The sequence below is a fragment of the Rhizobium sp. BK049 genome (genome assembly GCF_014193135.1).
Lineage (GTDB): Bacteria > Pseudomonadota > Alphaproteobacteria > Rhizobiales > Rhizobiaceae > Rhizobium.
Map to the genome: position 1 here is coordinate 14093 of NZ_JACHYV010000007.1, position 22491 is coordinate 36583.

A 22491-nucleotide genomic window follows, 5' to 3' on the forward strand; every position below is an offset into this window, starting at 1 on the left:
TATTTTTTCTCTGTCGATTTCCTTGGGCGACCAGCCGTGCCATAAGGGCGGCCATGACCAAGATCGACCGTACGCCTGAAAAAGCCGATTTCGAACACGTGACAGATTGGGTGTTCGATCTCGACAACACGCTCTATCCCCATCACATCAATCTCTTCGCGCAGATCGACAAGAACATGACCGCCTATGTCGCGGCGCTGTTGCAGATGGAGCGGGAAGAAGCGCGCAAGCTGCAGAAGCAGTATTATCTCGACCACGGCACGACGCTGCAAGGCCTGATGATCCATCACGGCATCGATCCGAACGACTTCCTCGAAAAGGCGCATGCGATCGACTATTCGGCGCTGACGCCGCAGCCGGAACTCGGCGAAGCGATCAAGGCGCTGCCGGGGCGCAAGTTCATCTTTACCAACGGCAGCGTCAAACATGCAGAGATGACCGCCGGAGCGCTCGGTATCCTCGAGCATTTCGACGATATTTTCGACATCGTCGCCGCCGAGTACGTGCCGAAGCCGGCGCAGGCGACCTATGACAAGTTTGCGGCGCTGAAGCGTGTCGAAACGAACAAGGCGGCGATGTTCGAGGATCTGCCGCGCAATCTGACGGTACCGAAGGCGCTCGGCATGCAAACCGTGCTGCTTGTGCCGCGCAACCTGGAAGAAACGGTTGTCGAATGGTGGGAAAAGACCAGCGGCGACGAGGATCACATCGATTTCGTCACCGACGACCTCGTCGCGTTTCTCGGCAAGGTGACCAGATCCGGCGGCTGACCGCCAGGTTACGAAAGTTTCACACAGCTTACCGATGTTTAACTGGGTCTTTCAGGCCCGCTGCCATAGCTTCTTTCGTGAGGGGACACCTTACGAAAGGGAAACACGATGTACCGCAACAAGCTGATACTGGCAGCGCTCTCCTCCGTCCTAATCTTCGGCGCTGCAACCGGCGCAAGCTTTGCCGCGCCGGGCGACGGGCCGCGCCCGCATCATACCGGCATGGACCGCCCGGGCCGCGACGCCTTCCTCGAAATCACCTATGTCCGCATGCTCAAGCAGTTCGACGCGAACAAGGATGGAAAGGTCTCCAAGGAGGAGGCGACAAGCGGCCTCGACAAGATTTTCGCGGCGATCGACACCAACAATGACGGGTCGCTGACGCCCGGCGAAATCCGGCAGTACCGGCAGACGCAGCTGCAGGCGATGAGAGATCAGCACAAACAGGACGCCGGCGACGAGAAGGACGCGAATGCCGCGCCCGACATGCCGGACAGCGAATCCGGGCAGCGGCCGCGCGACGGCCATGACGGTCATCGCTGGATGCGCCATGGCGGCAACATCATGCGCGCTTCGATGATCATGCATTGGATCGACACCGACGAGAACGGGCAGATTTCCAAACAGGAGGCCGTGACCGCCTTCGACAAGCTGTTCACGCGCATGGACCGCAACAAGGATGGCGTCATCTCGATCGACGACATGCCGGATCGGCCGCTGCTGTAAGCGCGGACGAACCGTTGCCCCTGCTCTTTCCCCGTCCGACGGGGAAAGAGCATATCTCAGAGACTCTGGCCCGGTTCGCGGTGTTCGTAGAACTCCTGGACGATCTTCCACGCGGCGTCAGCCGTGTCGACGAAGCTGATCAGCTTGACGTCATCCGGCGCGATCGTGCCGAATTCCGCCAGGGCGTCGAAATTGATGATGCGGCGCCAGAAGGCCTCGCCGAAAAGGATCAGCGGCAGACGCTCCATGCGGCCGGTCTGGATCAGCGTCAGACATTCGAAGAATTCATCGAGCGTTCCGAAACCGCCGGGGAAGACCGCGATCGCTTTGGCGCGCACCATGAAATGCATCTTGCGAATGGCGAAATAGTGAAAATTGAAGCTGAGTTCGGGCGTGACATAGATGTTCGGAGCCTGCTCGTGCGGCAGCACGATGTTGAGACCGATCGACGGCGCGCCTTCGTCGGCCGCACCGCGATTGCCGGCCTCCATGACGCCGGGGCCGCCGCCGGTCACGATGACATATTCCTGAAAGTCGAAGCCCGCCGAATATTTCGAGCAGAGACGGGCAAATTTGCGCGCCTCGTCATAATAGACGGAGGCCGCCTCCAGATTGGCGCGCTGGATCTCGTTGCGCGCCGCCCAGGCACTCTGGCCGGGAGCGGGAATGCGGGCGCCGCCGAACATGACGACGGTCGACCGGATGCCGCGCTCGGTCAGCATCATCTCCGTCTTCAGCAGTTCCAGTTGCAGGCGGATCGGCCGCAACTCCTCACGGCAGAGGAAATCCTCGTCGACATAGGCTAGGCGATAGGCCGGCGACAGCGTCTGCGGCGTCTTCGGCACGGCCTCGGCGCGCTGCCTGTCGGTCGAGCTGCTCTTCAACGGGTCCCATACGCCGTCCTTGCGCCTAGAACCGCCGTTTCGTCCCTTCGCCATGTCGAAATGCCTTTCAGTATTGCCGGCCGTGAAACCGGATATGTCGCTATAACGCCTTGAATCCAGGTATGATCTTGTTCGAAAAATCATTCCGTTCTACGCGTGCATGCTGTAGAGCAGGACAAACCCACGCCGATCGCATGTCCGGAGACTCCGCCGTCTCCACGATAAAGATCGAAGTTTAAGGAATTCTCATGAGCGCCACCGACCTCGCATCCCTGGAAAAGACCATCGAAGCGGCCTTCGACAATCGCGATAATGTGAACGTCTCGACGAAGGGCGAGGTCCGCGATGCGGTCGAAGCGGCGCTCGATCTGCTCGATTCCGGCAAGGCCCGCGTGGCGACCCGCGGCGCCGACGGCGCCTGGACGGTCAATCAGTGGCTGAAGAAGGCGGTGCTCTTGTCCTTCCGCCTCAACGACATGGAAGTGGTCAAGGGCGGCTCGGGCAATTCCGTCTGGTGGGACAAGGTCCCCTCGAAGTTCGAGAACTGGGGCGAAACCCAGTTCCGCGCCGCGGGCTTCCGCGCCGTTCCGAACTGCGTCGTGCGCCGCTCGGCTTATATCGCCCCGAATGCGATCCTGATGCCCTCCTTCGTCAATCTCGGCGCCTATGTCGGCGAAGGCACGATGGTCGACACCTGGGCGACGGTCGGCTCCTGCGCGCAGATCGGCAAACATGTGCATCTGTCCGGCGGCGTCGGCATCGGCGGCGTGCTCGAACCGATGCAGGCCGGCCCGACCATCATCGAAGACAATTGCTTCATCGGCGCCCGTTCCGAAGTGGTCGAAGGCTGCATCATCCGCGAAGGCTCGGTGCTCGGCATGGGCGTCTATATCGGCAAGTCGACCAAAATTGTCGACCGCGCCACCGGCGAGGTGATGTACGGCGAAGTGCCGCCCTATTCCGTCGTCGTCGCCGGCTCGATGGCCTCGGCCAACGCGACGATGGCAAACGGCCAGCCGGCGCCGCATCTCTACTGCGCCGTCATCGTCAAGCGCGTCGACGAACAGACCCGCTCCAAGACTGGTATCAACGAGCTGCTTCGCGATTGATGACATCGGGAGATTGATCCGGTAAACAGACGGCGTCTTTTTGCGCGAGGCGGCCCCGCCTTGCCATGTCTTTGCCATTGCCGCTGGATAATTCGACCGCCATGACCGTTACCGATCCCGTCGCCAATCTGCAGACGCTGATTCGCTGCCCCTCCGTCACACCAGCCGAAGGCGGCGCGCTGACGGCCCTCGCGGCGATGCTTGCGCCGCTTGGCTTCAAAGTCGACAAAGTGAGAGCGAGCGAAGAGGGAACGCCCGATATCGAGAACCTTTATGCCCGCCTCGGCAGCAACGGCCCGCACTTGATGTTTGCCGGCCATACCGATGTCGTGCCGGTTGGCGATGAAGCCGCCTGGACGCACCCGCCTTTTGCCGCGGAGATATCAAAGGGCGAACTCTTCGGCCGCGGCGCCGTCGACATGAAGGGCGGCATCGCCTGTTTCGTCGCCGCCGTTGCCCGCCACATCGAAAAGAACGGGCCGCCTGCCGGCTCACTCTCTTTCCTGATTACCGGCGACGAAGAGGGCCCGGCGATCAACGGCACGATCAAACTGCTGCAATGGGCGGCGGAGCGCGGCGAACGCTGGGACGCCTGCCTTGTCGGAGAACCGACCAATCCGGACCGGCTCGGTGACATGATCAAGATCGGCCGGCGCGGCTCGCTATCGGGCAGGATCATCGTACATGGCGTTCAGGGCCATGCCGCTTACCCGCACCTCGCCGACAATCCGGTGCGCGGTATACTGCAGCTGACGCAGGCGCTGATGGATCCGCCTTTCGATGGCGGCACCGACGATTTCCAGCCGTCGAACCTCGAAGTGACGACGGTCGATGTCGGCAATCCTGCGACGAACGTCATTCCGGCAAAGGCATCGGCAAGCTTCAATATCCGCTTCAACGACAGCTGGACCGTCGAGACGCTGCGCGCCGAAATCCTGCGCCGGCTCGAAGCCGCCGCCGGCCATGGCCAGCTGCGTCCGGGCCGCGAGCCAGTCAAATACGATATCGTCTGGGCGGACCGGCCGAGCCATGTCTTCCTGACCCGCAACAACGCCCTGATTGCTTCGCTGTCGTCTGCCGTCGAAAGCGTCGTCGGCCGGTCACCGGCGCTTTCTACCACCGGCGGCACGTCGGATGCGCGCTTCATCAAGGATTATTGCCCGGTCGTCGAGTTCGGCCTGGTCGGCCAGACGATGCACATGGTCGACGAGCGCGTCGCTGTTGCCGATCTGGAGACGCTGACGGCGATCTACGAGACCTTCATCGACCGCTGGTTCGCCCATGCCGGGTCTTAGAGAAGTTCAGTACTACCTGGCCGGCCTCTGGCTGCTGATCCGGATGGATCCGCGCGGCTTCCGCTTCCTCGATCTGTCGGAGCGCGGCGTCAACCGGTCGTTCTGGGCGATGGCCTGGTGCCTGCCGCCGATGGGTATTTCCTGGCTCTGGTGGCGACAGGCCTTCCTGCGGTCGATGCCGCCGGAGGCCGATGTCGATCTTGCCTTCTACATCAGGCTCGGCCTTGTCGAGGTCGCCAACTGGTTCGTGCCGCTGGTCTTTGCCGGGCTGCTGCTGCTTGCCTTCCGCATGGGCGAGCGCTTCGCCCCCGTCGTCGTCAGCGTCAACTGGCTCGGCGTGCCGCTCTCCTATATCAACGGTCTGCTGCTGGCGCTGGTGTTCTTCCTGCCCGGCACGGTCGGCCTCGTCTCGCTGCTGCTGCTCGCCTTCATGCTGGCGCAGGTCTTCGCTTTGGCGCGCATTCTCAGAATGATCTGCCACGATCACGCGCTGATGGTCGGGGCGCTGACGCTGGTGCTGCTGGTGCCATCGATGATCCTTTCGGAATATCTGCAGCACTTTCTCGGCATCTACCCCGCCTGACCAGCCTCGGCGGCGGCGGCTTTACGACGGATCGTCGTTTTCGTCGCTCGGCCTTCGCCGGTCGGTGATCACCTCGGGATAATCCACCTGCATGAAATAGAGGCCTTCCGGCGGCGCCACCGGGCCGCAAGCCTTGCGATCCTGCGCCTCCAGCGCGGCCTGGACATCTTCAGGCGTCCATTTGCCTTCACCGGCGAGCTTCAGCGTGCCGGCGAAGGAACGGATCTGGTTGTGGAGGAAGCTCTGCGCCGTGGCGCGGATCTCGATCAATTCGCCATTTCGCGTCACGTCAAGCCGGTCGAGCGTGCGCACCGGGCTGTTCGCCTGACAATGGGCGGAGCGAAAGGTGGAGAAATCGTGCCGGCCGACCAGCCGCTGAGCGGCGGCGTGCATGACCTCGTGATCGAGCGTCTTCGGCACCCACCAGGCCTTGCCGGCCTCGAGCGCCAGCGGCGCCCGGCGGCTGACGATGCGGTAGAGATAATGGCGCCGCAGCGCCGAAAAGCGGGCATCGAAGAAGTCGGGAACGGCCTCGACGTCGAGAATAGAGACACGCTCGCCGGCAAGCCGCAGATGCGCGTTCAAGGCATTTTGCAGCTTGTAGGGCGACCAACTCTTGGAAAGATCGGCATGGATCACCTGTCCCATGGCGTGGACGCCGGAATCGGTGCGGCCGGCGCCGCGGATCGACACGGTCTCGCCGGTCAGCGACAATACCGCCGCCTCGATCGCGCCCTGCACCGAGGGTCCGTTCTCCTGCCGCTGCCAGCCGACATAGGGGCCGCCGTCATATTCGACGGTCATGCGGAAGCGCGGCATCAGGAAAGCCTCGTGCCGGCCGCAAGCGGCGTGCCTCGGAGGAAATCCGCCGCGGCCATCGGCTTGCCGCCGGCCTTCTGCAGCCGTGTCAACCGCACGGCGCCGGAAGCGCAGGCGACGACGAGATCGTCGGTCAGCAGCTCTCCGGCAGCGCCCTGCCCGTCGGCCAGTTCGGATCCCAGCACCTTGACCCGCTCCGGCCTGCCGCCGATCTCTAGCTCGAACCAGGCGCCGGGAAACGGCGCCAGGCCGCGGATATGGTTGTGCACATCACGGGCGTTTCTTGCAAAATCGATGCGCGTCTCGGCCTTGTCGATCTTGGCGGCGTACAGCACGCCCTCCTCCCGCTGCGGCGTCAGCGGCAGGTCGTTCATCTCCAGCTTCACCATGGCTTCCGCTATAGCCTTGGCGCCAACGAGCATCAGCCGGTCGTGCAATTCGCCCGCCGTCATGTCCGGACCAATCTCGACTTCGCGGGTCAGCGCGACCGCGCCGGTGTCGAGCCCCTTGTCCATCTTCATCACCATCATGCCGGTCTTGTCGTCGCCGGCCATGATCGCCCGCTGGATCGGCGCAGCACCGCGCCAGCGCGGCAGCAGCGAAGCATGACCGTTGTAACAGCCCTCGCGGGTGCCGTTCAAAACGGCCTCCGGCAACAGCAGTCCGTAGGCGACGACGACGCCGACATCGGCCTTGAAGGCGGCAAACCGCTCGCGCTCCTCGGCATCTTTGAAATTGACCGGCGTGAAGACGGGAAGACCGAGCAGTTCGGCCGCCTGATGCACCGGCGATTTCTGCAGATCGAGCCCGCGGCGTCCACCCGGCCGCGGCGGCTGTGTGTAGACGGCGACGATTTTGTGGCCGGCGTCGACGAGCAAGCGCAAGGTCGGAACCGAGAACTCAGGCGTTCCCATAAAGATGATGCGAAGAGACATTTTATCTCGCCAGTTGAGGATCAGCCGTCTTCAAACGGGTTTATGAGCTTGAGATCAAGCCCCTCGAAATCTCTGGTGTTGCGGGTGGCAAGCGTCGCACCGTTTACAAGGCAAATGGCGGCAATCATGGCATCCTGAACCGAAATTGGCCGTCCCACGCTTTCGCGTCTTGCGCGCAGACGGCCCGTTGCCATTGCCGCTTCCAAATCCCAACCGACGATACGGTCACGAAATTGGCCCTTCACCAAATTCTCTATGGCACGGAAGAAGCGGTCCGATCCTGTCTTCAACAGAACCCTTTCAGCGCTATAAATCTGCTCCATCAACCCGACGGCGCAAAGCCAGATCCGCGAACCATCCTGCCGCTGCAACCAGGTCTTCACTTTTTCATCTGGCAGTAACTTTGCGAATTCTGATACTACATTCGTATCCAGAACGATCATTCGATATCCTCGAACGGCCGACCGAAATCCTTTTTCCGCGCGGCCTCGACTTCTTTCATGACTGCGACAATTTCGTCGTCCACCGCGTTTTCGCTTACGAACGCGGCGCGTATCGCTTCATATGCCGACATAGGCTCAGCCTTGGCCTCGGCTTTTCTTTGAAGCGCTTCCCGCAAAAGCTCCTTGGCCTCATCAGAAAGGCTGTTCCCACTCCGTTGGGCCGCTTCCGCGATGTCTCGCTTCATTGCGTCGGAAATATTTCGGATCAGAAGGTCGCCCACTCAAAGCCTCCCTTATGATATCAATGATATCATAATGCCGTTGAAGCCCATTTCAATCGTCGTCAGAGGGCCTTGGACTTTGCCGCCTTGGTGAACTTCTTGATCACCATCTCCCGCTTCAGCCGCGAGATATGGTCGATGAAGAGCACGCCGTTCAAGTGATCGATCTCGTGCTGCAGGCAGGTGGCAAGCAGCCCGTCGGCTTCCACCATCTGTTCCCTGCCGTCGCGGTCGAGGTATTTGACCGAGACGACAGCCGGGCGCTCGACCTCGGCATAATAGTCCGGAATCGACAAGCAGCCTTCCTCATAGACCGAGCGCTCGTCGGACGATTTGACGATCTCCGGATTGATGAAGACCTGCGGCTGCTTTTCCTCGCCCTCGCGGGAGACGTCAATGACCAGCATGCGGCGCGGCACGCCGATCTGGATTGCGGCGAGGCCGATGCCCGGCGCGTCGTACATGGTTTCCAGCATGTCGTCGGCAAGGCGCTGCAGGTCGGCATCCACACGCTCGATCGGCTTGGAGAGCTGACGGAGAACGGGGTCGGGAAGAATGATGAGTGGCTTGATGGTCATGGGCGTTCCCATAACCCATCTTTTCCCGCTATGGAATTATCCGGCGGGCGGGGAAGACGCTTTTTTGCATACCCGCCCGGAATTTCGCCATATTTGAGTCAGGCCGCCCGGCGGGCACCGACGACGGCGTGGCCTTCCGAACGGACGCGGAAGCGGCGCAACAGCTCGATCAGCTGGTCCACCTCGTCCTTGAGGCGGCGGGTTTCCGCCGACGTGCGCTCGACCATGCCGGAATTCTGCTGGGTGATTTCGCCCATGCTGCGGATCGCCACGCTGACCTCGTTGACGCCGGTCGCCTGATCGCGGGCGGCGGCGGCGATATCGGCGACGAAGCGGTTGATGATATCGATGCGGCTGATCATATCGTTCAGCGCCTCGCCGGTGCTCGAGACGATGCCGACACCCTCGTTAACCTGACTCGAACTCTGCGAGATCAGGTTCTTGATCTCCTTGGCAGCATCGGCCGTGCGCTGGGCGAGCTGGCGGACTTCCTGCGCGACGACCGCAAAACCCTTGCCGGCATCACCGGCGCGCGCCGCCTCAACGCCGGCGTTCAGCGCCAGAAGATTGGTCTGGAAGGCGATTTCGTCGATGACGCCGATAATTTTGGAAATCTCCGTCGAGGATTTCTCGATACCGGCCATCGCCGACACGGCGCTGGTGACGAGTTCGCCCGAATTCTTCGCCTTCTGCTGCGTCTCGCGTACGGCGTCCGAAGCCTTCTCGGCATTGGCGGCGGTCTGGCCGACGCTGACGGAAAGCTGCTGCAGGGCAGCCGAACTCTCCTCGACGCCGGCCGCCTGCTGGGCAGTGCGCAATGCGAGATCGTTGGTCGCATTGGAGATGACGTCGGCGCCATTCATGATATGGCCCGACGTGTCGCGCACCGATGCGAAGGAATGGCGCAGCGCCTTGACGGCACGGTTGTAATCCTCGGCCATCTGCCGAAAATTACCGGGCAGGTCGGATGGCAGAGTGGCCTCGAGATCGCCGCTCGACAGCGCCTCCAGACCGCGGCGCAGCTGCTCCAGCGCCATCGCCTGATCGGCCTCGGCCTGGGCACGCTGCTCTTCCAGAGCCTGGCGCTTGGCTTCAAGCGTCTCGAGGTAGACCGAGATCGAATAATCCATGTCGAGCATGCCGGCCTTGATGACCGCCGACAGCCTTTCGGCGAGCAATTTGCCCTGCTGGCGCGCAAAGACCGACGGCCACTGCTTCTCCATGATGCCCTTGACGAGCTCGGACAGAACCAGGGCATAGCCGCCGACATACCAGCGCGGCTCCAGCCCGATGCGGGCGTGCGTGCGCCCGACCGCGGTCACGCCGTCGACGTAGGTTTCGTCGAAGGCGCCGCCTGCAAGCTTGCCCCAATGATCCTGCTGCCGCTTCTTGGCATGAGCGACATGGTTCTTGTCGGCGAAAAAGCCTGAGACGGCGGGGGTCTTGGCGATCTTGGCATAGAACTTGTCGAGGGCACCGCCGATTAGCTCTGATATGACGGGGCTGAGATCCCGTATCGACCGGCGCGCCGCCTCGTCCAGTTCGATGAAATCGAGGCGCTGCCTGAGTGCACTGTCGGTCTGCTGGGATGTCATGGAAATCTCTGTACTTGGCGCAACGGCGCTGGAGGGAATTCTGCGGCACAGATTTTGGCGAATATGGTTGAGCAATGGTTAAATCGGCGGCGATTTTCTGCATCGGTGAGGAAAAAGGCCACAGAGGATTTCGTTCACGTTTTGATCTATGTATTGCCGCAGCTTCTGTTATGGTTGCGGCATGACCGTTCATTCCGAATCGCTCGCCCTCTCCAACGCCTCGCTGAGCCCGGCCATGCTGGCGCTTGCCGGCGGCGTTTTTGTCGCCTTCGTGCTTCTGGTGATCATCCTTCTCTTGCGCAGCGCCAGCCTCCGCCGCGAGCAGGCGGAGGAGGCGAGCCTGCGGGCTGGCGAAAGCGAGGCGCGCATGGCCGAGCTTTTGAAGATCCAGGCGGAGATGCAGGGCCGCATCACGGCCATGGCCGAGGTTTTTGGCGCGCGTCAGAGCGAGCTCAACCAGGCAATCAGCCAGCGTCTCGACGGCATGTCGCAGCGCGTCAGCTCGACGATCACCGAGCAGACGAAATCGACGCATGAGAACCTGCAGCGCCTGCAGGAGCGGCTGGCGGTCATCGATGCCGCGCAGAACAATATCCAGACGCTCGCCAAGGACGTGGTCGGACTGCAGGCGATTCTCTCGAACAAGCAGACGCGCGGCGCCTTCGGCCAGTCCCGGATGGAGACGATCGTCGCGGACGGCCTGCCGATGGGCACCTATGCATTCCAGCAGACGCTCTCGAACGGTTCGCGGCCGGACTGCACGATCCGCATGCCAAACGGCGCGCCGCCACTCGTCATCGATGCGAAGTTCCCGCTCGAAGCCTGGAACGCCATCCGCGACGCAGCCAGCCCCGAGGCCGGCAAGATCGCCAGCCAGCAGTTCCGCCGCGACATGGAGATTCATATCCGGGATATTTCAGAGAAATATCTGATTCAGGGGGAAACCCAGGAGACGGCTTTTCTCTTCGTGCCGTCGGAATCGATCTTCGCGGAGATCCATGAGAACTTCGAGGCCCTGGTGCAGAAGGCACACCGCGCGCGCATCGTTATCGTCTCGCCATCGCTGCTGATGCTGTCGATCCAGGTCATCCAGGCGGTGCTGAAAGACCAGCGCATGCGGGCGCAAGCGCATCTGATCCAGGGCGAGGTGGCGCTCCTGATGGACGATCTCGGCCGCCTCGACGAGCGGGTGCGCAAGCTGCAGGGCCATTTCGCCATGGCGCAGAAAGACATCGACATGGTGGTCACGTCAGCCGACAAGCTCACCAAACGCGGCGCCAAGATCGAGGCGCTGGAATTCGAGGCAGGCGGCGACGCAAAGCCTGCCCGCGACGGCGAGGTCCCGGCCAAATCCGTGGAAAGCCGTACCGGCCTTCTCAAGCTTCGGGTGGTTGACGAGGAGTGATCGCTTCGGGCAGTGTCTCGCCCCATGAAATAGCAGGAGCATGATGTCCTTGGCATGCTCCAAAAGACGGGACAGCCTGATGATCACAGTTTTCGGATCCATCAACATGGATCTCATCGCCACGACCGAGCGCCTGCCGAAGCCCGGCGAAACAGTGGCCGGCAACGGTTTTGCCACGGCCGCCGGCGGCAAGGGCGCCAACCAGGCGCTGGCAGCCCGCCGCGCCGGTCGCTATGTGCATATGGCCGGCGCCGTCGGCAAGGATGCTTTTGCTGCCGATGCTCTTTCTCTGCTCGATGAGGCAGGAACCGATCTCTCCCTCGTCAAGCATATCGACGGTCCCACAGGAACGGCGCTGATCCTGGTCGGCGGCGACGGCGAGAACATGATTGCCGTGGTGCCGGGCGCCAACGGCCTGGTCGCGCCCGCCGATGCGGAAACCGCGATCGGCCGCATGCACGAGGGCGACATACTGATGTTGCAGCTTGAGGTGCCGGTCGCGGCCGTCGAACGCGCGCTCTCGGCCGCACGCGCCAAGGGCATCACCAGCATCCTCAACCTCGCCCCATTGATTCCCGATGCGCCGCGTCTCGGACGCCTCGCCGATATCGTCATTGCCAATGAGACTGAGTTCGAGCGACTTGCCGGACAGGACGGCATGGACGCAGGAGCGCGCGAGGCAGCGCTTGTCCGCCTGCATCACGAAACCGGCCAGACGCTGATCGTGACGCTCGGCGGCGATGGCGTCATCGCCATTCGTGACGGGGTCCTCTCAAGAGCGCAGGGGCTGGCGATCGATCCTGTCGATACGGTCGGAGCGGGAGACACCTTCTGCGGCTATTTCGCCGCCAGCCTCGATGACGGGCTTGATTTTCCGACAGCGTTGCGCCGCGCGGCAGTCGCCGGTTCGCTCGCATGTCTCAAATCAGGAGCGCAACCGTCAATCCCTTTGAGTGGGGAAGTCGCAGACAGAATATAGCCTGGCCTGCCTGCGAAACGCCGGCAGATGTCCTTCAATTTTAAAGGAGATTTCTGCGGTTTTGCTCATATAACCACTCAAGTTTCATTTAAATTTAACAGGTCTCCGGCGATCTTCCCAGCGATCGCCGGATCGTCGCATATGCGGATCCGCGGCTGATGCGGCTGCTCCATGACGGAGCCATGCCTTCGCTCCTGCGCCGAAGAATGCCCGTTCGGCGCATCCTTGCCTGAGGAACCCATGTTCATTTTTCGCATGAAATCGCTTGCGGCGAAACTTATCGCCATCACCGGCATCGCCATCGCACTTGTTCTCATCGCTTCGAACTTTTTCCTCATAGGCCAGACCCGGGATCGCGTTCAGACGCTGACGATGGATCAAGCCAATCTCGAGGCAAAGTCGATCGCCAATGAGATCGCCGCCAATGTCGGCGAACTCGCCAGCGCTGCCCGCAGCATGTCAGGCGTTATCGGCCGAGCCCACGATGGAAAGTCGCTCGATCGCAAGGGCATGATCAACGTGCTGAAAGCCAACCTGGAACAGAATGCCTTCGCCTTCGGCAGCTGGTTCTGCGAGCAGCTTGGTGGGCTGGACGGAAAGACGACCGAGATTGCCAACAACAATGACGAAGGCACCAACAAGAACGGCGCCTTCACGCCCTATTGGTCGAAAACCAAGGATGGCGGCATCCAGTATTCGACCTTCGACAATGATTATACCGCTGAGTGGTGGAAACTTGCTGCCGACAGCGGCAAGGGCGCGATCACCACGCCTTACATGGCCGAGGGAACTGACGTACCGACGCTGCTGACTTCCATTGCCTATCCTGTCATGTCGGGCGGCAAGATGATCGGCGTCGGCGGCGTCGACATCTCGCTGAAGTCGCTGACCGATAAGCTTCAGGCGCTGCACCCCTTCGGCTCCGGCCGCGTGACGCTGCTCTCGCAGGCCGGCAACTGGATCGTCGCGCCGGTCCCCGACCTGATGACCAAGCAATATGACGGCGAAGGCGCCGACGTCGTCAAGGCGGCGCTGTCGAACAAGCAGCCCGGCCTCGTCCGAAACCTCACCTATGACGGCCTCGATCCTTTCGACCGCGTCGTCTATCCATTCGAAGTCCCCGGCGTCAACGCCACCTGGGTCGTGCTTGTCGACGTCCCGCACACCGCGATCAACGCGCCGGTGCAGGATCAGACCTACATGATGATCGCCACCGGCCTGATCGTGCTCGGCGCGGTGATGCTGGCGCTCTATTTCGCCGTCCGCTCGCTCGTGCAGAGGCCGCTCGGCAGCCTTGTCGCCAGCGTCAAAACGCTCAGCGACGGCGAATATGCCGAACCCGTCGCGGCCCAGGACCGTACCGACGAAGTCGGTTCGGTCGCAAAGGCACTCGAAGGCTTCCGCTTCAAGCTCGCCGACTCCAGGCGCCTCGAAGACGAGGCCACCCACCAGCGACAGGTCGCAGAGGCCGAGCGCGGCCGTTCGGAATCGGAACGGCAGCAATCGGTGTCGCTGCAGCGTCACATCGTCTCGGTCGTCGGCGCCGGACTCTCGGAATTGTCTCAGGGCAATCTGGGTTACCGCATCACCGAAGATTTCCCCGGCGAATACGGCAAACTGAAGCAGGATTTCAATGCCGCGCTTGCAAGCCTCGAAGAGACCATCAATACGATGAATCTCAGCGTCGTCAATATCGGCGCCGGCACCGGCGAGATCAGCAACAGCGCTTCCGATCTCGCCAAACGTACCGAGCAGCAGGCAGCAAGCCTGGAAGAGACGGCGGCAGCGCTCAACGAGCTCACCGCCCAGGTCGATTCCAGTGCCGAGAATGCCCGCACGGCTGCCGACAACGTCAATCTCGCCTGCCAGGATGCCGAGAAATCAGGCGAAGTGGTGCAGAAGGCCATCGCCTCCATGCAAGGGATCGAGCAGTCTTCGACGGAGGTATCGCGGATCATCGGCGTCATCGATGAGATCGCCTTCCAGACGAACCTGCTGGCGCTGAACGCCGGCGTCGAAGCGGCTCGCGCCGGCGAAGCCGGCAAGGGTTTTGCCGTCGTCGCCCAGGAAGTGCGTGAACTCGCGCAGCGTTCGGCCACTGCCGCCAAGGAGATCAAGACGCTGATCAACACCTCGGCCGTCCAGGTCAAGGAAGGCGTCGATCTCGTCGGGCGCGCCGGCGGGACGCTGCACAAGATCGCCGAACAGGTGATGGGCATCAACAGCCTCATCCGGCAGATCTCGGCATCGGCCAGCGAACAGGCGGTGGGGCTGAAGGAAATCAACCAGGCCATGAACCAGATGGATCAGGTGACGCAGCAAAATGCGGCGATGGTGGAGGAGGCGACCGCCGCCAGCGTGGCGCTCAACGACGAGGCGCAGACGCTGAAGACGCTCGCCACGCGCTTCAGGGTGTCGGGCTCCGCCAACGCGACCGCGCTCGCCTCCGTGGCGAGGCAGATGCGTGCGCCGGCTGCGGCCCCCTCGCACTTGGCAACCGCTCCTGTGGTCCGCCACGCGCCGGCGACCCGCCGCACCACACCTCAATCGCATGGCTCGGCCGCCGTGGCTGGGGATAACTGGGAAGAGTTCTGACCGTTCAGCCCTGGGTAAATCAAAAAATGCGCCTGCGAAATCAGGCGCCTTTTTTCATTTAGGGATTATGCAGCTCAAGCAGCGTTCGACGTCTGCTCTTCGTTGAGGAAGGCGTAGATCGCCGAGGCGGAATCGGTGGCCCGCAGCTTTGCAACCAGGTCTTGATCGCGCAGGACGCGGGCGATGCGCGACAGGGCTTTGAGATGGTCGGCGCCGGCGCCCTCCGGCGCAAGCAGCAGGAAAACGAGGTCGACGGGCTGGTCGTCCAGCGCTTCAAAATCGACAGGCTGCTCCAGCCGGGCAAAGATGCCGACGATGGAATGAATGTTCACCAGCTTGCCGTGGGGAATGGCGATACCGTTGCCGACGCCGGTCGAGCCCAGGCGTTCGCGCTGCAGGATGACGTCGAAGATCTCCCGTTCGGAGAGCCCGGTGATCCTCGCGGCTCTTGCCGCCAATTCCTGAAGCAACTGTTTCTTGGAATTTACTCTGAGGGCGGGAATGATCGCATCCTGATGGAGCAAATCTGCCAATGCCATTTCTTTTTCCTTCTGTCGCCGGGATCAGTTGATGCGAGGAGCGGCGGCGATACCGCCGCTCACCACTCTGATCTCAGCCTTTGATATTGGCCGAATCGATCCAGCCAATATTTCCGTCGTGCCGACGATAAACGATGTTCAGATGTTCCTTGCCGGGACTGCGGAACAGGAGAAGCGGCTCGTCGGTCATGTCGAGCGCCATCACGGCGGTGGCGACGGACATGGTCTTCAACTGCTTCGTGCTTTCAGCGACGATTGCCGGGGCGAAATCGTCGGGAATTTCATCCTCGTGATCAGGAACGGAGTCCATGACCGTATAGGAGACTTCTGCAAAGCCATTCAGGTGGTTTCCGGCATGGTGGTCCTTCAGCTTGCGCTTGTAGCGACGCAGGCGTTTCTCGATGCGTTCGGAAGCGGCGTCGAAAGCAAGCTGCGGATCCGTCGCTTCGCCGGCGGCATGAAGCACCACCCCGCTGTCGAGATGAAGCTTGCAGTCTGCCGAGAAACGAGAACTCGCCTTTTCGACGGTCACCTGGCCGGAATACCCCCCATCGAAGTATTTCGTGATGGCCGTTCCAATTTGGTCCTCGATCTTTTGGCGGAAGGATTCACCAATTTCCATATGTTTCCCGGATACACGCACACTCATGGAGTTTCCCTTCTTATGGTCGTTTGCGGGTATCAGTTTACGCCAAGCCTCGGGTTCATCCAAGCACTTCGCGCAATCTCAAGCAAGATCGGCGTAGGCCTGAGGTCCTCGGTGCCCTTGGGATGATGGGGATAACTTCAAAACGCCGTTCACGGCGACGACTGCGGCGGGCTTCTAGCCAGAGGTTGCCGGAAAGTCAATAGGGCGCCGAATCAGCTCCGGGCGCGCTCCCAGAAGGTGTAGCAAATCTCCTACGGAAGGAGCCTTCCGACGACTTTCCCTTCATCAGCTCCCGCGCTTCGTGCCTGCGTTGCGCGCGGCATCGTCATGGCGATGACACCGAGAATGACGCAGACCAGTCCGATCCACGCCGTCGGGCTCAGCCTCTCGCCGAGAAAGACGATACCGATCGCCACACCGATCGGCACACGGAGATAGGCTTGCGACGTGGTTCCGACCGAACCCAGCGTCTGAACGAGGCGGAAATAGATCGTAAAGGCAAGCGCCGTCGAAAAGGCAGAAAGGGCAAGCAGCGCCAGCACCGATGCGGCCGAGGGATCGAGCCCCCAGGGCCGGTCGACGAGCAGGCTCACAGGCATCAGAATGACCGCGCCCGAGATCAGCGAACCGGCCGCCGGCACGGCAGGATCGAGGCCTCTAAAGTTCTTGCTGAAAATCGCGGCCCCTGCGTAACAGATGGTTGCCAGGATGATGGCGAGCTGCGCCATCAGGCTTTCGCCTAGACCGCCGAGCGCTTCGACGCCGATGACGAGGCAGATGCCGGCAAGCCCGGAGACGACGCCGAAAAGCTTTCGCGCCGTCGCCGGCTCATGGCGGGTTATCGACACGGTCAGCAGGAAGGTGAAAATCGGCGTCGCCGAATTCAGGATCACCGCCAGTCCGGCATCGACGGACTGCTCCGCCCAGGCGATCAGCGTGAAAGGAAAGACGCTGTTCAGGCAGGCCTGAACGACGAACAGGCGCCATGTCGCGCGATCGCGCGGCAGGCGGACATGCCGATGGCGAAGCACGGCCAGCAGAATGGCGCCGGCGATCAGTGTGCGCACCGCGATCAAGGTCACCGGCGGGATCGTTTCGACCCCGATCTTGATAAAGGTGTAGGAAGAACCCCAGAGGGTCGCAAGCACCAAAAGCAGGACAAGTTCTCTGGTAAGGTTCGGCTTTTGCGGCGTCATAGGCACATCGATCTTCGTTCAAGACGCGGGAGAAATAGGCCAATTCGGAAGGTGGATGCTTCGATCCAGATCGAAGCATGTGCTGCGTCAGAAGCCCGCGACTTTGGCGAGCGCCCGCTTCTCGCGGCGGCGCTGCACCGAGGAAGCGATGTTCATCGCTTCCCGGTATTTGGCGACCGTGCGGCGGGCGAGATCCACACCGCCCTTCTTCAGCATGTCGACGATATCGTCATCGGAGAGCACCGCGTCGGGACTCTCCTGCATGATCAGCGCGCGGATCTTGTGACGCACGGCCTCGGCCGAATGGCTGTCGCCGCCCTCGACCGCGCCGATCGATACGGTGAAGAAATATTTGAGTTCGAAGAGGCCGCGCGGCGTCAGCATATATTTGTTCGAGGTGACGCGGCTGACGGTAGACTCATGCATCTTGATCGCCTCGGCCACCGTCTTCAGGTTCAGCGGCCGCAAGTGGTCGACACCGTGCAGCAGGAAGGCGTCCTGCTGGCGGACGATCTCGCTTGCCACCTTCATGATGGTTTTTGCCCGCTGGTCGAGGCTGCGGGTCAGCCAGTTGGCGCTCTGCAGGCACTCGGAAAGGAAGGCATGATCTTCGCCGTTCCGGGTCACGCGGGAAAAATAGGACTGATTGACGAGCACGCGCGGCAGCGTATCCGGGTTGAGCTCGACCAGCCATCCACCCTCAGCGGAGGGCCTGACGACGACATCGGGCATGATCGCTTCGGAAACGCCCGTCTCGAAACCGCTGCCGGGCTTCGGATTGAGCTGGCGAATCTCGCCGAGCATGTCGAGAAGATCTTCCTCATCGACGCCGCAGAGCCGCTTCAGCGTGGCGAAGTCGCGCCGCGCCAGGAGTTCGAGATTTTCGACCAGCGCCTGCATGGCTGGGTCGTAACGGTCTTTATGCCGGAGCTGGATCGCCAGGCATTCGGCGAGGCTGCGGGCGAAAACACCCGGAGGATCGAGCGTCTGCAGGGCGGCGAGCACGTGTTCGACCTGCGTGAGGTTCGTGCCGAGCCGCTCGCCGGTTTCGACGAGATCGACCTGGATGTAACCGGCATCGTCGAGTTGATCGATGAAATTCTGCGCGATCAGCCGGTCGCTCATATCGGGCAGGACGAAGGGGATCTGCTGCGCGAGATGATCGCGCAGGGACACCTGACAGGCGACAAAATCGTCGAGATCGTAATCGGCGCCGTCGGCGCTGCCCGGCATCGACTTCCACTGACCGACGAGTTCCGGTGCGTCGAGGCGCTGGGGACCACCATCATCGGGAAAGACATTGGTGTAATTGGCGTCGAGCTCGTCGTTCAGCCGGCTGCTGCTTTCGCTGCCGCCATTGTCGTACCAGTCGCTCGACAGCGCCTCGGCGCGATTGTCGGCGCCATCGTCCGCGCCGGCGTCCTCCGGCGAATGAGCGAACTGCTCGTCCTCGCCTGCCGCCCGTTCGTCGCCCGCCTCGCCATCATTCGACGGAAATTCGAGCAGCGGGTTCTTCTCCACTTCCTGAGCGATGAACTGGGTGAGCTCAAAATGGGTCATCTGCAGCAACTGGATGGATTGCATCAGTTGCGGCGTCATGACCAGGGACTGGCTCTGGCGCAGAAATAGATTGGCGGACAGTGCCATGACGGACGCGAAACTCCCTCGACTCCTCCGGGAAACCACGGCCGATCCACGCTTCAGGCCACGGAAATCCGAGTTGGCCCAAAAATTGCTTTTTTATCTCATTTGGTCAAGCGGAACTACGCGGCAAGGTGAATCAGCGTGGGATCAAAGGCTGAAATTGTCGCCGAGGTAGAGCCGGCGTACTTCCGGATTGTTGACAATGTCATTCGCACGGCCGTGGGTCAGCACTTCGCCGGCATGGATGATATAGGCGCGGTCGATGAGGCCGAGCGTCTCACGCACATTGTGGTCGGTAATGAGAACGCCGATGCCGCGGGCCGTCAGATGGTGGACGAGGTTCTGGATGTCGGCGACCGAAATCGGGTCGACACCGGCGAAGGGCTCGTCGAGCAGCATGAAGGTCGGGTCGGTTGCAAGCGCTCGGGCGATTTCGAGACGGCGGCGTTCGCCGCCGGAAAGGGCGACGGCGGCACTCTTACGCAGCTTCTGGATATGAAATTCCTCCAGCAGCTCGTTCAGCTTCTGCTCGCGCTCGGCCTTGTCCTTCACATGCACTTCGAGGACGGCACGGATATTTTCTTCCACCGTGAGTCCGCGAAAGATCGAGGCTTCCTGCGGCAGGTAACCGACGCCGAGGCGCGAGCGCCGGTACATCGGCATGGTCGTGACATCGTTGCCATCGATCTCGATCGTGCCTTCATCGACCGGCACCAGACCGGTGATCATGTAAAAGCAGGTCGTCTTGCCGGCGCCGTTCGGGCCGAGCAAGCCGACGGCTTCGCCGCGACGCACCACAAGGGAGACGCCGTTGACGACACGCCGCGTCGCATAGGTCTTCGTCAGACCACGAGCGATCAGCGTTCCCTGATAGCGGCTCTTGTCGGCGGCACCTGCAGCTTGCGGCTCAGGCCGGCCGAACATGGTGGATAGCGATGATAATTTCACGGGGGAGGCCGGTTCAGTTCTGCTTCTGCGCGTTCGGCTGCGATTTCGGATCGAGCTGAATCTGGACACGACCGCCGCAGCTTTCAAGCTCCGCCTGGCCGGTTTGCATGTGAACGGTCAGCTTGCAGCCGGTGAAGACGTTCGGTCCGTCCGACAGAATGACCTTGTTTCCCTGATCCGCGGTCAGGATGAATGTCTGCGAGGCCATGTCGAAATTGCCGTCGTCGGCAGTCGCCGTCTGCGTGCCTGAAACCAGGTAGACCTTGTCCGTCACCAGGATCTTGTCGATATCCGCACTTCCCGATGCCAGCGAGGCCGACTGCTCGGGCTTCGCCTCCGGTTGAGCCGGCGCGCCGGCGCCCGGCTTTGCCGCCTTGTCCTTGTAATAGACGGTCATCTTGCCGGACTGCATCGTCGTCGTGCCCTGGACGACCTTGACGTTGCCGGTGAAGAGCGCCGTGTGCTCCTGATCATGGATCTCCAGCTTGTCGCTTTCGATTTGGATCGGCTGATCGTTGGAAAGCTTCATGCCCGACATGGTGGTCGACTGCGCCCCCGCGCCCGAGACCGTCAGAATAAGGGCAAATGCGCCGGCAACGAATGCGATGCCTGTCTTGCAAGCTGAAATGCGACAATCTTTTGTCATGAGTGACCCGGCTGGTTAAGTGCCCTGTTTATGAATGGTGGATGGATCGACATTCATGCGAACATTCCCCTCGAATGTGATCACGCGCCCCTTATCGGTTATCTCCAGCGTCTTCGCAACAATGGAAGCATTGTCCTTTGTGATGGTGACGGGATCGTCGCTGCGCATGTTGCCGCCCTTGATGTCGAGCCGGGCGGACTGGAATTGCGCGTTGAGGCCGCTGCTCAGCACCAGGGTGAAGGGAGCCGTCATATGCAGGTTGTCGGTGGCGCGATTATAATCGGCAGTCGAAGCGATGACGCGGGCAATCAGCCCGTCATTCATCGGCACGGCGGCCTTGATGGTCTCGAGGGTGATGAGATCAGGATTGCGGATATCCTGCAGCGCCCTTTCCGCAAGCATGGAATAATTGACACCGTCGGAGTTGCGTCCGGCAATTGCCGGCTTTTCCATCACGACCTTGCCGTTCTCGATCTTGGCGCCTTCCATCTTGATATTCTCGGGCAGATATATCTTGACCAGTGCAACCGCCGTGAGGCCGGCCGCGATGACGAGGGCGGCCAGGGGCAGCAAGATCTTCAGCCGCCGCACGCGGGCGGAATGGAACAACGCATCGCCATAGGGGCTCCGACCGGAGCCCGCATAAGCGGCATTTCCGTTGTTCTTCAGGGTATCGAGCATAGGTCTCGTTCCATGTGCGATGATTGCCCCGCCTGCGTAACAAAGCGGCCGGCAATCACAGTTCGTTTCGCATTATTACATTGGCTTGCCAATATGGAATTTTTTCTGCAACAAGCAACAAAACGGAAAAACATACAAAAGTGGCATTCGTACGCGCCGCTGCGATCAATTTCACCGGACCCATCGGCGCCATGCCGACCCCGGGCCAGCGCTGGAGGTTTCTATGGACAGTTCGATCATCGCGGATCGCCGGCGGCTGCGCCGCAAACTCGGCTTCTGGCGCATCGTCGCGGTCGCACTCATCGTGGCGCTTGGTTTTGCCTTTTACCGCTTCGCACTCGGCGGAGCCGGCACGGCAAGCCCGCATATCGCCCATGTGACGATATCGGGGCTGATCGTCGATGACGACGAGCTGCTGGAGCGGCTGAAGAAGGTCGAGACCAGCGATCAGGTGAAGGCTGCGGTGATTTCGATCTCCTCGCCCGGCGGCACGACCTATGGCGGCGAAAAAATCTTCAATGCGATCCGGGCGATATCAGCCAAGAAGCCTGTTGTCTCGGACGTGCGCACGCTGGCCGCCTCCGCCGGCTACATGATCGCCACCGCGGGAGACACGATCATTGCCGGCGACAGCTCGATCACCGGCTCGATCGGCGTCATCTTCCAGTATCCGCAGATCCAGCCGCTGCTCGACAAGATCGGCGTATCGCTGCAGGAGATCAAATCCTCGCCCCTGAAGGCCGAGCCCTCGCCCTTCCACGAGGCGAGCGAGGAAGCCAAGGCGATGATCCGCAACATGGTGGTCGACAGCTATAACTGGTTCGTCGACCTGGTCGCCGACCGGCGCAAGCTGCCGCGCGACGAGGTGTTGAAACTCGCCGACGGCACGATCTATACCGGCCGGCAGGCGCTGAAGGCGAAGCTCGTCGATACGATCGGCGGCGAGGCGGAAATCCGCGCCTATCTCAAGTCGCGCGGCGTCGACACCGATCTGCCGATGGTGGATTGGGACAAGAAGAGCAACACGCCTTTTCTGCTCGCAGGAGCTGTTTCGCGGCTGGTTACTATCTTGGGTTATGATGATCTGGTCAAAGGCCAGGATATTAATGGAATCCTGCCCCCAAAGTTGCTTCTTGACGGGCTGCTTTCAGTTTGGCAGGTTGGCCGGGATTGATAAGAAATCAATAATTT

Annotated in this window: 23 protein-coding genes; 9 read left to right on the forward strand and 14 right to left on the reverse strand. The window is 61.5% G+C overall.

The window, feature by feature from the left end; all coding sequences use genetic code 11:
* The first annotated feature begins 53 nt into the window (after window positions 1–53).
* Complete coding sequence (locus tag FHT70_RS09270; protein WP_085776758.1) at window positions 54–770, forward strand: pyrimidine 5'-nucleotidase; 717 nt, start codon at window positions 54–56, stop codon at window positions 768–770.
* 108 nt (window positions 771–878) lie between these two features.
* Window positions 879–1496: an EF-hand domain-containing protein gene (locus FHT70_RS09275; protein ID WP_183700484.1), complete on the forward strand. Its 618-nt coding sequence runs from the start codon at window positions 879–881 to the stop codon at window positions 1494–1496.
* 56 nt (window positions 1497–1552) lie between these two features.
* Here the strand turns inward: FHT70_RS09275 and FHT70_RS09280 are convergent, their stop codons facing one another.
* Complete coding sequence (locus FHT70_RS09280) at window positions 1553–2434, reverse strand: LOG family protein (protein WP_183700486.1); 882 nt, start codon at window positions 2432–2434, stop codon at window positions 1553–1555.
* A 194-nt stretch (window positions 2435–2628) separates the two neighbouring features.
* Between FHT70_RS09280 and dapD the strand changes: the two genes are divergently transcribed.
* The 3 genes from dapD (at window position 2629) to FHT70_RS09295 (ending at window position 5367) form a co-directional block, all read left to right on the forward strand.
* Window positions 2629–3489: a 2,3,4,5-tetrahydropyridine-2,6-dicarboxylate N-succinyltransferase gene (gene dapD / locus FHT70_RS09285; protein ID WP_097599424.1), complete on the forward strand. Its 861-nt coding sequence runs from the start codon at window positions 2629–2631 to the stop codon at window positions 3487–3489.
* Window positions 3490–3590: 101 nt separating this feature from the next.
* Window positions 3591–4784: a succinyl-diaminopimelate desuccinylase gene (gene dapE, locus FHT70_RS09290; protein WP_183700771.1), complete on the forward strand. Its 1194-nt coding sequence runs from the start codon at window positions 3591–3593 to the stop codon at window positions 4782–4784.
* On the forward strand, window positions 4771–5367 hold the full coding sequence (locus FHT70_RS09295; RefSeq protein WP_085776754.1) for a hypothetical protein: 597 nt from the start codon (window positions 4771–4773) through the stop codon (window positions 5365–5367). The genes dapE and FHT70_RS09295 overlap by 14 nt, the downstream gene beginning before the upstream one ends.
* 21 nt (window positions 5368–5388) lie before the next feature.
* Here FHT70_RS09295 and truA read toward each other — a convergent pair whose 3' ends face one another.
* The 6 genes from truA to FHT70_RS09325 all read right to left on the reverse strand — a co-directional run bounded on the left by truA (window position 5389) and on the right by FHT70_RS09325 (window position 10018).
* Window positions 5389–6186 carry a tRNA pseudouridine(38-40) synthase TruA gene (gene truA, locus FHT70_RS09300; protein WP_183700488.1) on the reverse strand — a complete coding sequence of 266 codons (798 nt, stop codon included), beginning with the start codon at window positions 6184–6186 and terminating at the stop codon, window positions 5389–5391.
* The gene (gene fmt / locus FHT70_RS09305; RefSeq protein ID WP_097599428.1) at window positions 6186–7121 is read right to left on the reverse strand and encodes a methionyl-tRNA formyltransferase; all 936 of its coding nucleotides are present in this window, start codon (window positions 7119–7121) and stop codon (window positions 6186–6188) included. Before fmt ends, truA begins: the two co-directional genes overlap by 1 nt.
* 20 nt (window positions 7122–7141) lie before the next feature.
* Window positions 7142–7564 (reverse strand): type II toxin-antitoxin system VapC family toxin, encoded by a 423-nt coding sequence (locus FHT70_RS09310; protein ID WP_183700490.1) that lies wholly within the window; start codon window positions 7562–7564, stop codon window positions 7142–7144.
* Window positions 7561–7845 (reverse strand): plasmid stabilization protein, encoded by a 285-nt coding sequence (locus tag FHT70_RS09315; RefSeq protein ID WP_183700492.1) that lies wholly within the window; start codon window positions 7843–7845, stop codon window positions 7561–7563. The genes FHT70_RS09310 and FHT70_RS09315 overlap by 4 nt, the downstream gene beginning before the upstream one ends.
* A 62-nt stretch (window positions 7846–7907) precedes the next feature.
* Window positions 7908–8423, reverse strand: a complete 516-nt coding sequence (gene def, locus FHT70_RS09320; protein WP_085779941.1) for a peptide deformylase — start codon at window positions 8421–8423, stop codon at window positions 7908–7910.
* Window positions 8424–8521: 98 nt separating this feature from the next.
* Window positions 8522–10018, reverse strand: a complete 1497-nt coding sequence (locus tag FHT70_RS09325; protein WP_097599430.1) for a globin-coupled sensor protein — start codon at window positions 10016–10018, stop codon at window positions 8522–8524.
* Window positions 10019–10199: 181 nt separating this feature from the next.
* Here FHT70_RS09325 and FHT70_RS09330 point away from each other — a divergent pair, with 181 nt between their 5' ends.
* From FHT70_RS09330 to FHT70_RS09340, 3 genes are all read left to right on the forward strand, one after another.
* Window positions 10200–11423, forward strand: coding sequence for a DNA recombination protein RmuC (locus FHT70_RS09330; RefSeq protein WP_183700494.1), 1224 nt, complete (start codon window positions 10200–10202; stop codon window positions 11421–11423).
* A gap of 79 nt (window positions 11424–11502) precedes the next feature.
* Window positions 11503–12402: a ribokinase gene (locus FHT70_RS09335; RefSeq protein WP_085779939.1), complete on the forward strand. Its 900-nt coding sequence runs from the start codon at window positions 11503–11505 to the stop codon at window positions 12400–12402.
* A 240-nt stretch (window positions 12403–12642) separates the two neighbouring features.
* Window positions 12643–14997, forward strand: coding sequence for a methyl-accepting chemotaxis protein (locus FHT70_RS09340; protein ID WP_183700496.1), 2355 nt, complete (start codon window positions 12643–12645; stop codon window positions 14995–14997).
* Window positions 14998–15071: 74 nt separating this feature from the next.
* Here FHT70_RS09340 and ptsN read toward each other — a convergent pair whose 3' ends face one another.
* From ptsN to lptC, 7 genes are all read right to left on the reverse strand, one after another.
* Entirely contained in the window at window positions 15072–15536 is a 465-nt protein-coding gene (ptsN, locus tag FHT70_RS09345; RefSeq protein WP_011423788.1) for a PTS IIA-like nitrogen regulatory protein PtsN, read from the reverse strand.
* Between the two features lie 73 nt (window positions 15537–15609).
* Entirely contained in the window at window positions 15610–16185 is a 576-nt protein-coding gene (gene raiA / locus FHT70_RS09350) for a ribosome-associated translation inhibitor RaiA (RefSeq protein WP_085776747.1), read from the reverse strand.
* A gap of 251 nt (window positions 16186–16436) precedes the next feature.
* Window positions 16437–17381, reverse strand: coding sequence for an EamA family transporter (locus tag FHT70_RS09355; RefSeq protein ID WP_183700497.1), 945 nt, complete (start codon window positions 17379–17381; stop codon window positions 16437–16439).
* Between the two features lie 87 nt (window positions 17382–17468).
* Window positions 17469–19028, reverse strand: a complete 1560-nt coding sequence (rpoN, locus tag FHT70_RS09360) for an RNA polymerase factor sigma-54 (RefSeq protein WP_183700501.1) — start codon at window positions 19026–19028, stop codon at window positions 17469–17471.
* Window positions 19029–19172: 144 nt separating this feature from the next.
* The gene (gene lptB, locus FHT70_RS09365) at window positions 19173–19949 is read right to left on the reverse strand and encodes an LPS export ABC transporter ATP-binding protein (protein WP_085776744.1); all 777 of its coding nucleotides are present in this window, start codon (window positions 19947–19949) and stop codon (window positions 19173–19175) included.
* Between the two features lie 37 nt (window positions 19950–19986).
* On the reverse strand, window positions 19987–20619 hold the full coding sequence (locus FHT70_RS09370) for an LptA/OstA family protein (RefSeq protein ID WP_085776743.1): 633 nt from the start codon (window positions 20617–20619) through the stop codon (window positions 19987–19989).
* Between the two features lie 15 nt (window positions 20620–20634).
* Complete coding sequence (lptC, locus tag FHT70_RS09375; RefSeq protein WP_097599436.1) at window positions 20635–21300, reverse strand: LPS export ABC transporter periplasmic protein LptC; 666 nt, start codon at window positions 21298–21300, stop codon at window positions 20635–20637.
* A 223-nt stretch (window positions 21301–21523) separates the two neighbouring features.
* Between lptC and sppA the strand changes: the two genes are divergently transcribed.
* Window positions 21524–22474, forward strand: a complete 951-nt coding sequence (gene sppA, locus FHT70_RS09380) for a signal peptide peptidase SppA (protein WP_097599437.1) — start codon at window positions 21524–21526, stop codon at window positions 22472–22474.
* The last annotated feature ends 17 nt before the right edge of the window (window positions 22475–22491 follow it).

What these genes read in the sequence shown, in the direction of transcription:
- FHT70_RS09295 (WP_085776754.1), top strand. Translation starts at nt 4,771, where the DNA reads ATGCCGGGTCTTAGAGAAGTTCAGTACTACCTGGCCGGCCTCTGGCTG.
- FHT70_RS09280 (WP_183700486.1), bottom strand. Translation starts at nt 2,434, where the DNA reads ATGGCGAAGGGACGAAACGGCGGTTCTAGGCGCAAGGACGGCGTATGG.
- FHT70_RS09355 (WP_183700497.1), bottom strand. Translation starts at nt 17,381, where the DNA reads ATGACGCCGCAAAAGCCGAACCTTACCAGAGAACTTGTCCTGCTTTTG.
- FHT70_RS09270 (WP_085776758.1), top strand. Translation starts at nt 54, where the DNA reads ATGACCAAGATCGACCGTACGCCTGAAAAAGCCGATTTCGAACACGTG.
- ptsN (WP_011423788.1), bottom strand. Translation starts at nt 15,536, where the DNA reads ATGGCATTGGCAGATTTGCTCCATCAGGATGCGATCATTCCCGCCCTC.
- FHT70_RS09370 (WP_085776743.1), bottom strand. Translation starts at nt 20,619, where the DNA reads ATGACAAAAGATTGTCGCATTTCAGCTTGCAAGACAGGCATCGCATTC.
- rpoN (WP_183700501.1), bottom strand. Translation starts at nt 19,028, where the DNA reads ATGGCACTGTCCGCCAATCTATTTCTGCGCCAGAGCCAGTCCCTGGTC.
- FHT70_RS09275 (WP_183700484.1), top strand. Translation starts at nt 879, where the DNA reads ATGTACCGCAACAAGCTGATACTGGCAGCGCTCTCCTCCGTCCTAATC.
- FHT70_RS09325 (WP_097599430.1), bottom strand. Translation starts at nt 10,018, where the DNA reads ATGACATCCCAGCAGACCGACAGTGCACTCAGGCAGCGCCTCGATTTC.
- raiA (WP_085776747.1), bottom strand. Translation starts at nt 16,185, where the DNA reads ATGAGTGTGCGTGTATCCGGGAAACATATGGAAATTGGTGAATCCTTC.
- FHT70_RS09335 (WP_085779939.1), top strand. Translation starts at nt 11,503, where the DNA reads ATGATCACAGTTTTCGGATCCATCAACATGGATCTCATCGCCACGACC.
- dapD (WP_097599424.1), top strand. Translation starts at nt 2,629, where the DNA reads ATGAGCGCCACCGACCTCGCATCCCTGGAAAAGACCATCGAAGCGGCC.
- fmt (WP_097599428.1), bottom strand. Translation starts at nt 7,121, where the DNA reads ATGTCTCTTCGCATCATCTTTATGGGAACGCCTGAGTTCTCGGTTCCG.
- sppA (WP_097599437.1), top strand. Translation starts at nt 21,524, where the DNA reads ATGGACAGTTCGATCATCGCGGATCGCCGGCGGCTGCGCCGCAAACTC.
- dapE (WP_183700771.1), top strand. Translation starts at nt 3,591, where the DNA reads ATGACCGTTACCGATCCCGTCGCCAATCTGCAGACGCTGATTCGCTGC.
- FHT70_RS09340 (WP_183700496.1), top strand. Translation starts at nt 12,643, where the DNA reads ATGTTCATTTTTCGCATGAAATCGCTTGCGGCGAAACTTATCGCCATC.
- FHT70_RS09310 (WP_183700490.1), bottom strand. Translation starts at nt 7,564, where the DNA reads ATGATCGTTCTGGATACGAATGTAGTATCAGAATTCGCAAAGTTACTG.
- lptB (WP_085776744.1), bottom strand. Translation starts at nt 19,949, where the DNA reads ATGTTCGGCCGGCCTGAGCCGCAAGCTGCAGGTGCCGCCGACAAGAGC.
- lptC (WP_097599436.1), bottom strand. Translation starts at nt 21,300, where the DNA reads ATGCTCGATACCCTGAAGAACAACGGAAATGCCGCTTATGCGGGCTCC.
- def (WP_085779941.1), bottom strand. Translation starts at nt 8,423, where the DNA reads ATGACCATCAAGCCACTCATCATTCTTCCCGACCCCGTTCTCCGTCAG.
- truA (WP_183700488.1), bottom strand. Translation starts at nt 6,186, where the DNA reads ATGCCGCGCTTCCGCATGACCGTCGAATATGACGGCGGCCCCTATGTC.
- FHT70_RS09330 (WP_183700494.1), top strand. Translation starts at nt 10,200, where the DNA reads ATGACCGTTCATTCCGAATCGCTCGCCCTCTCCAACGCCTCGCTGAGC.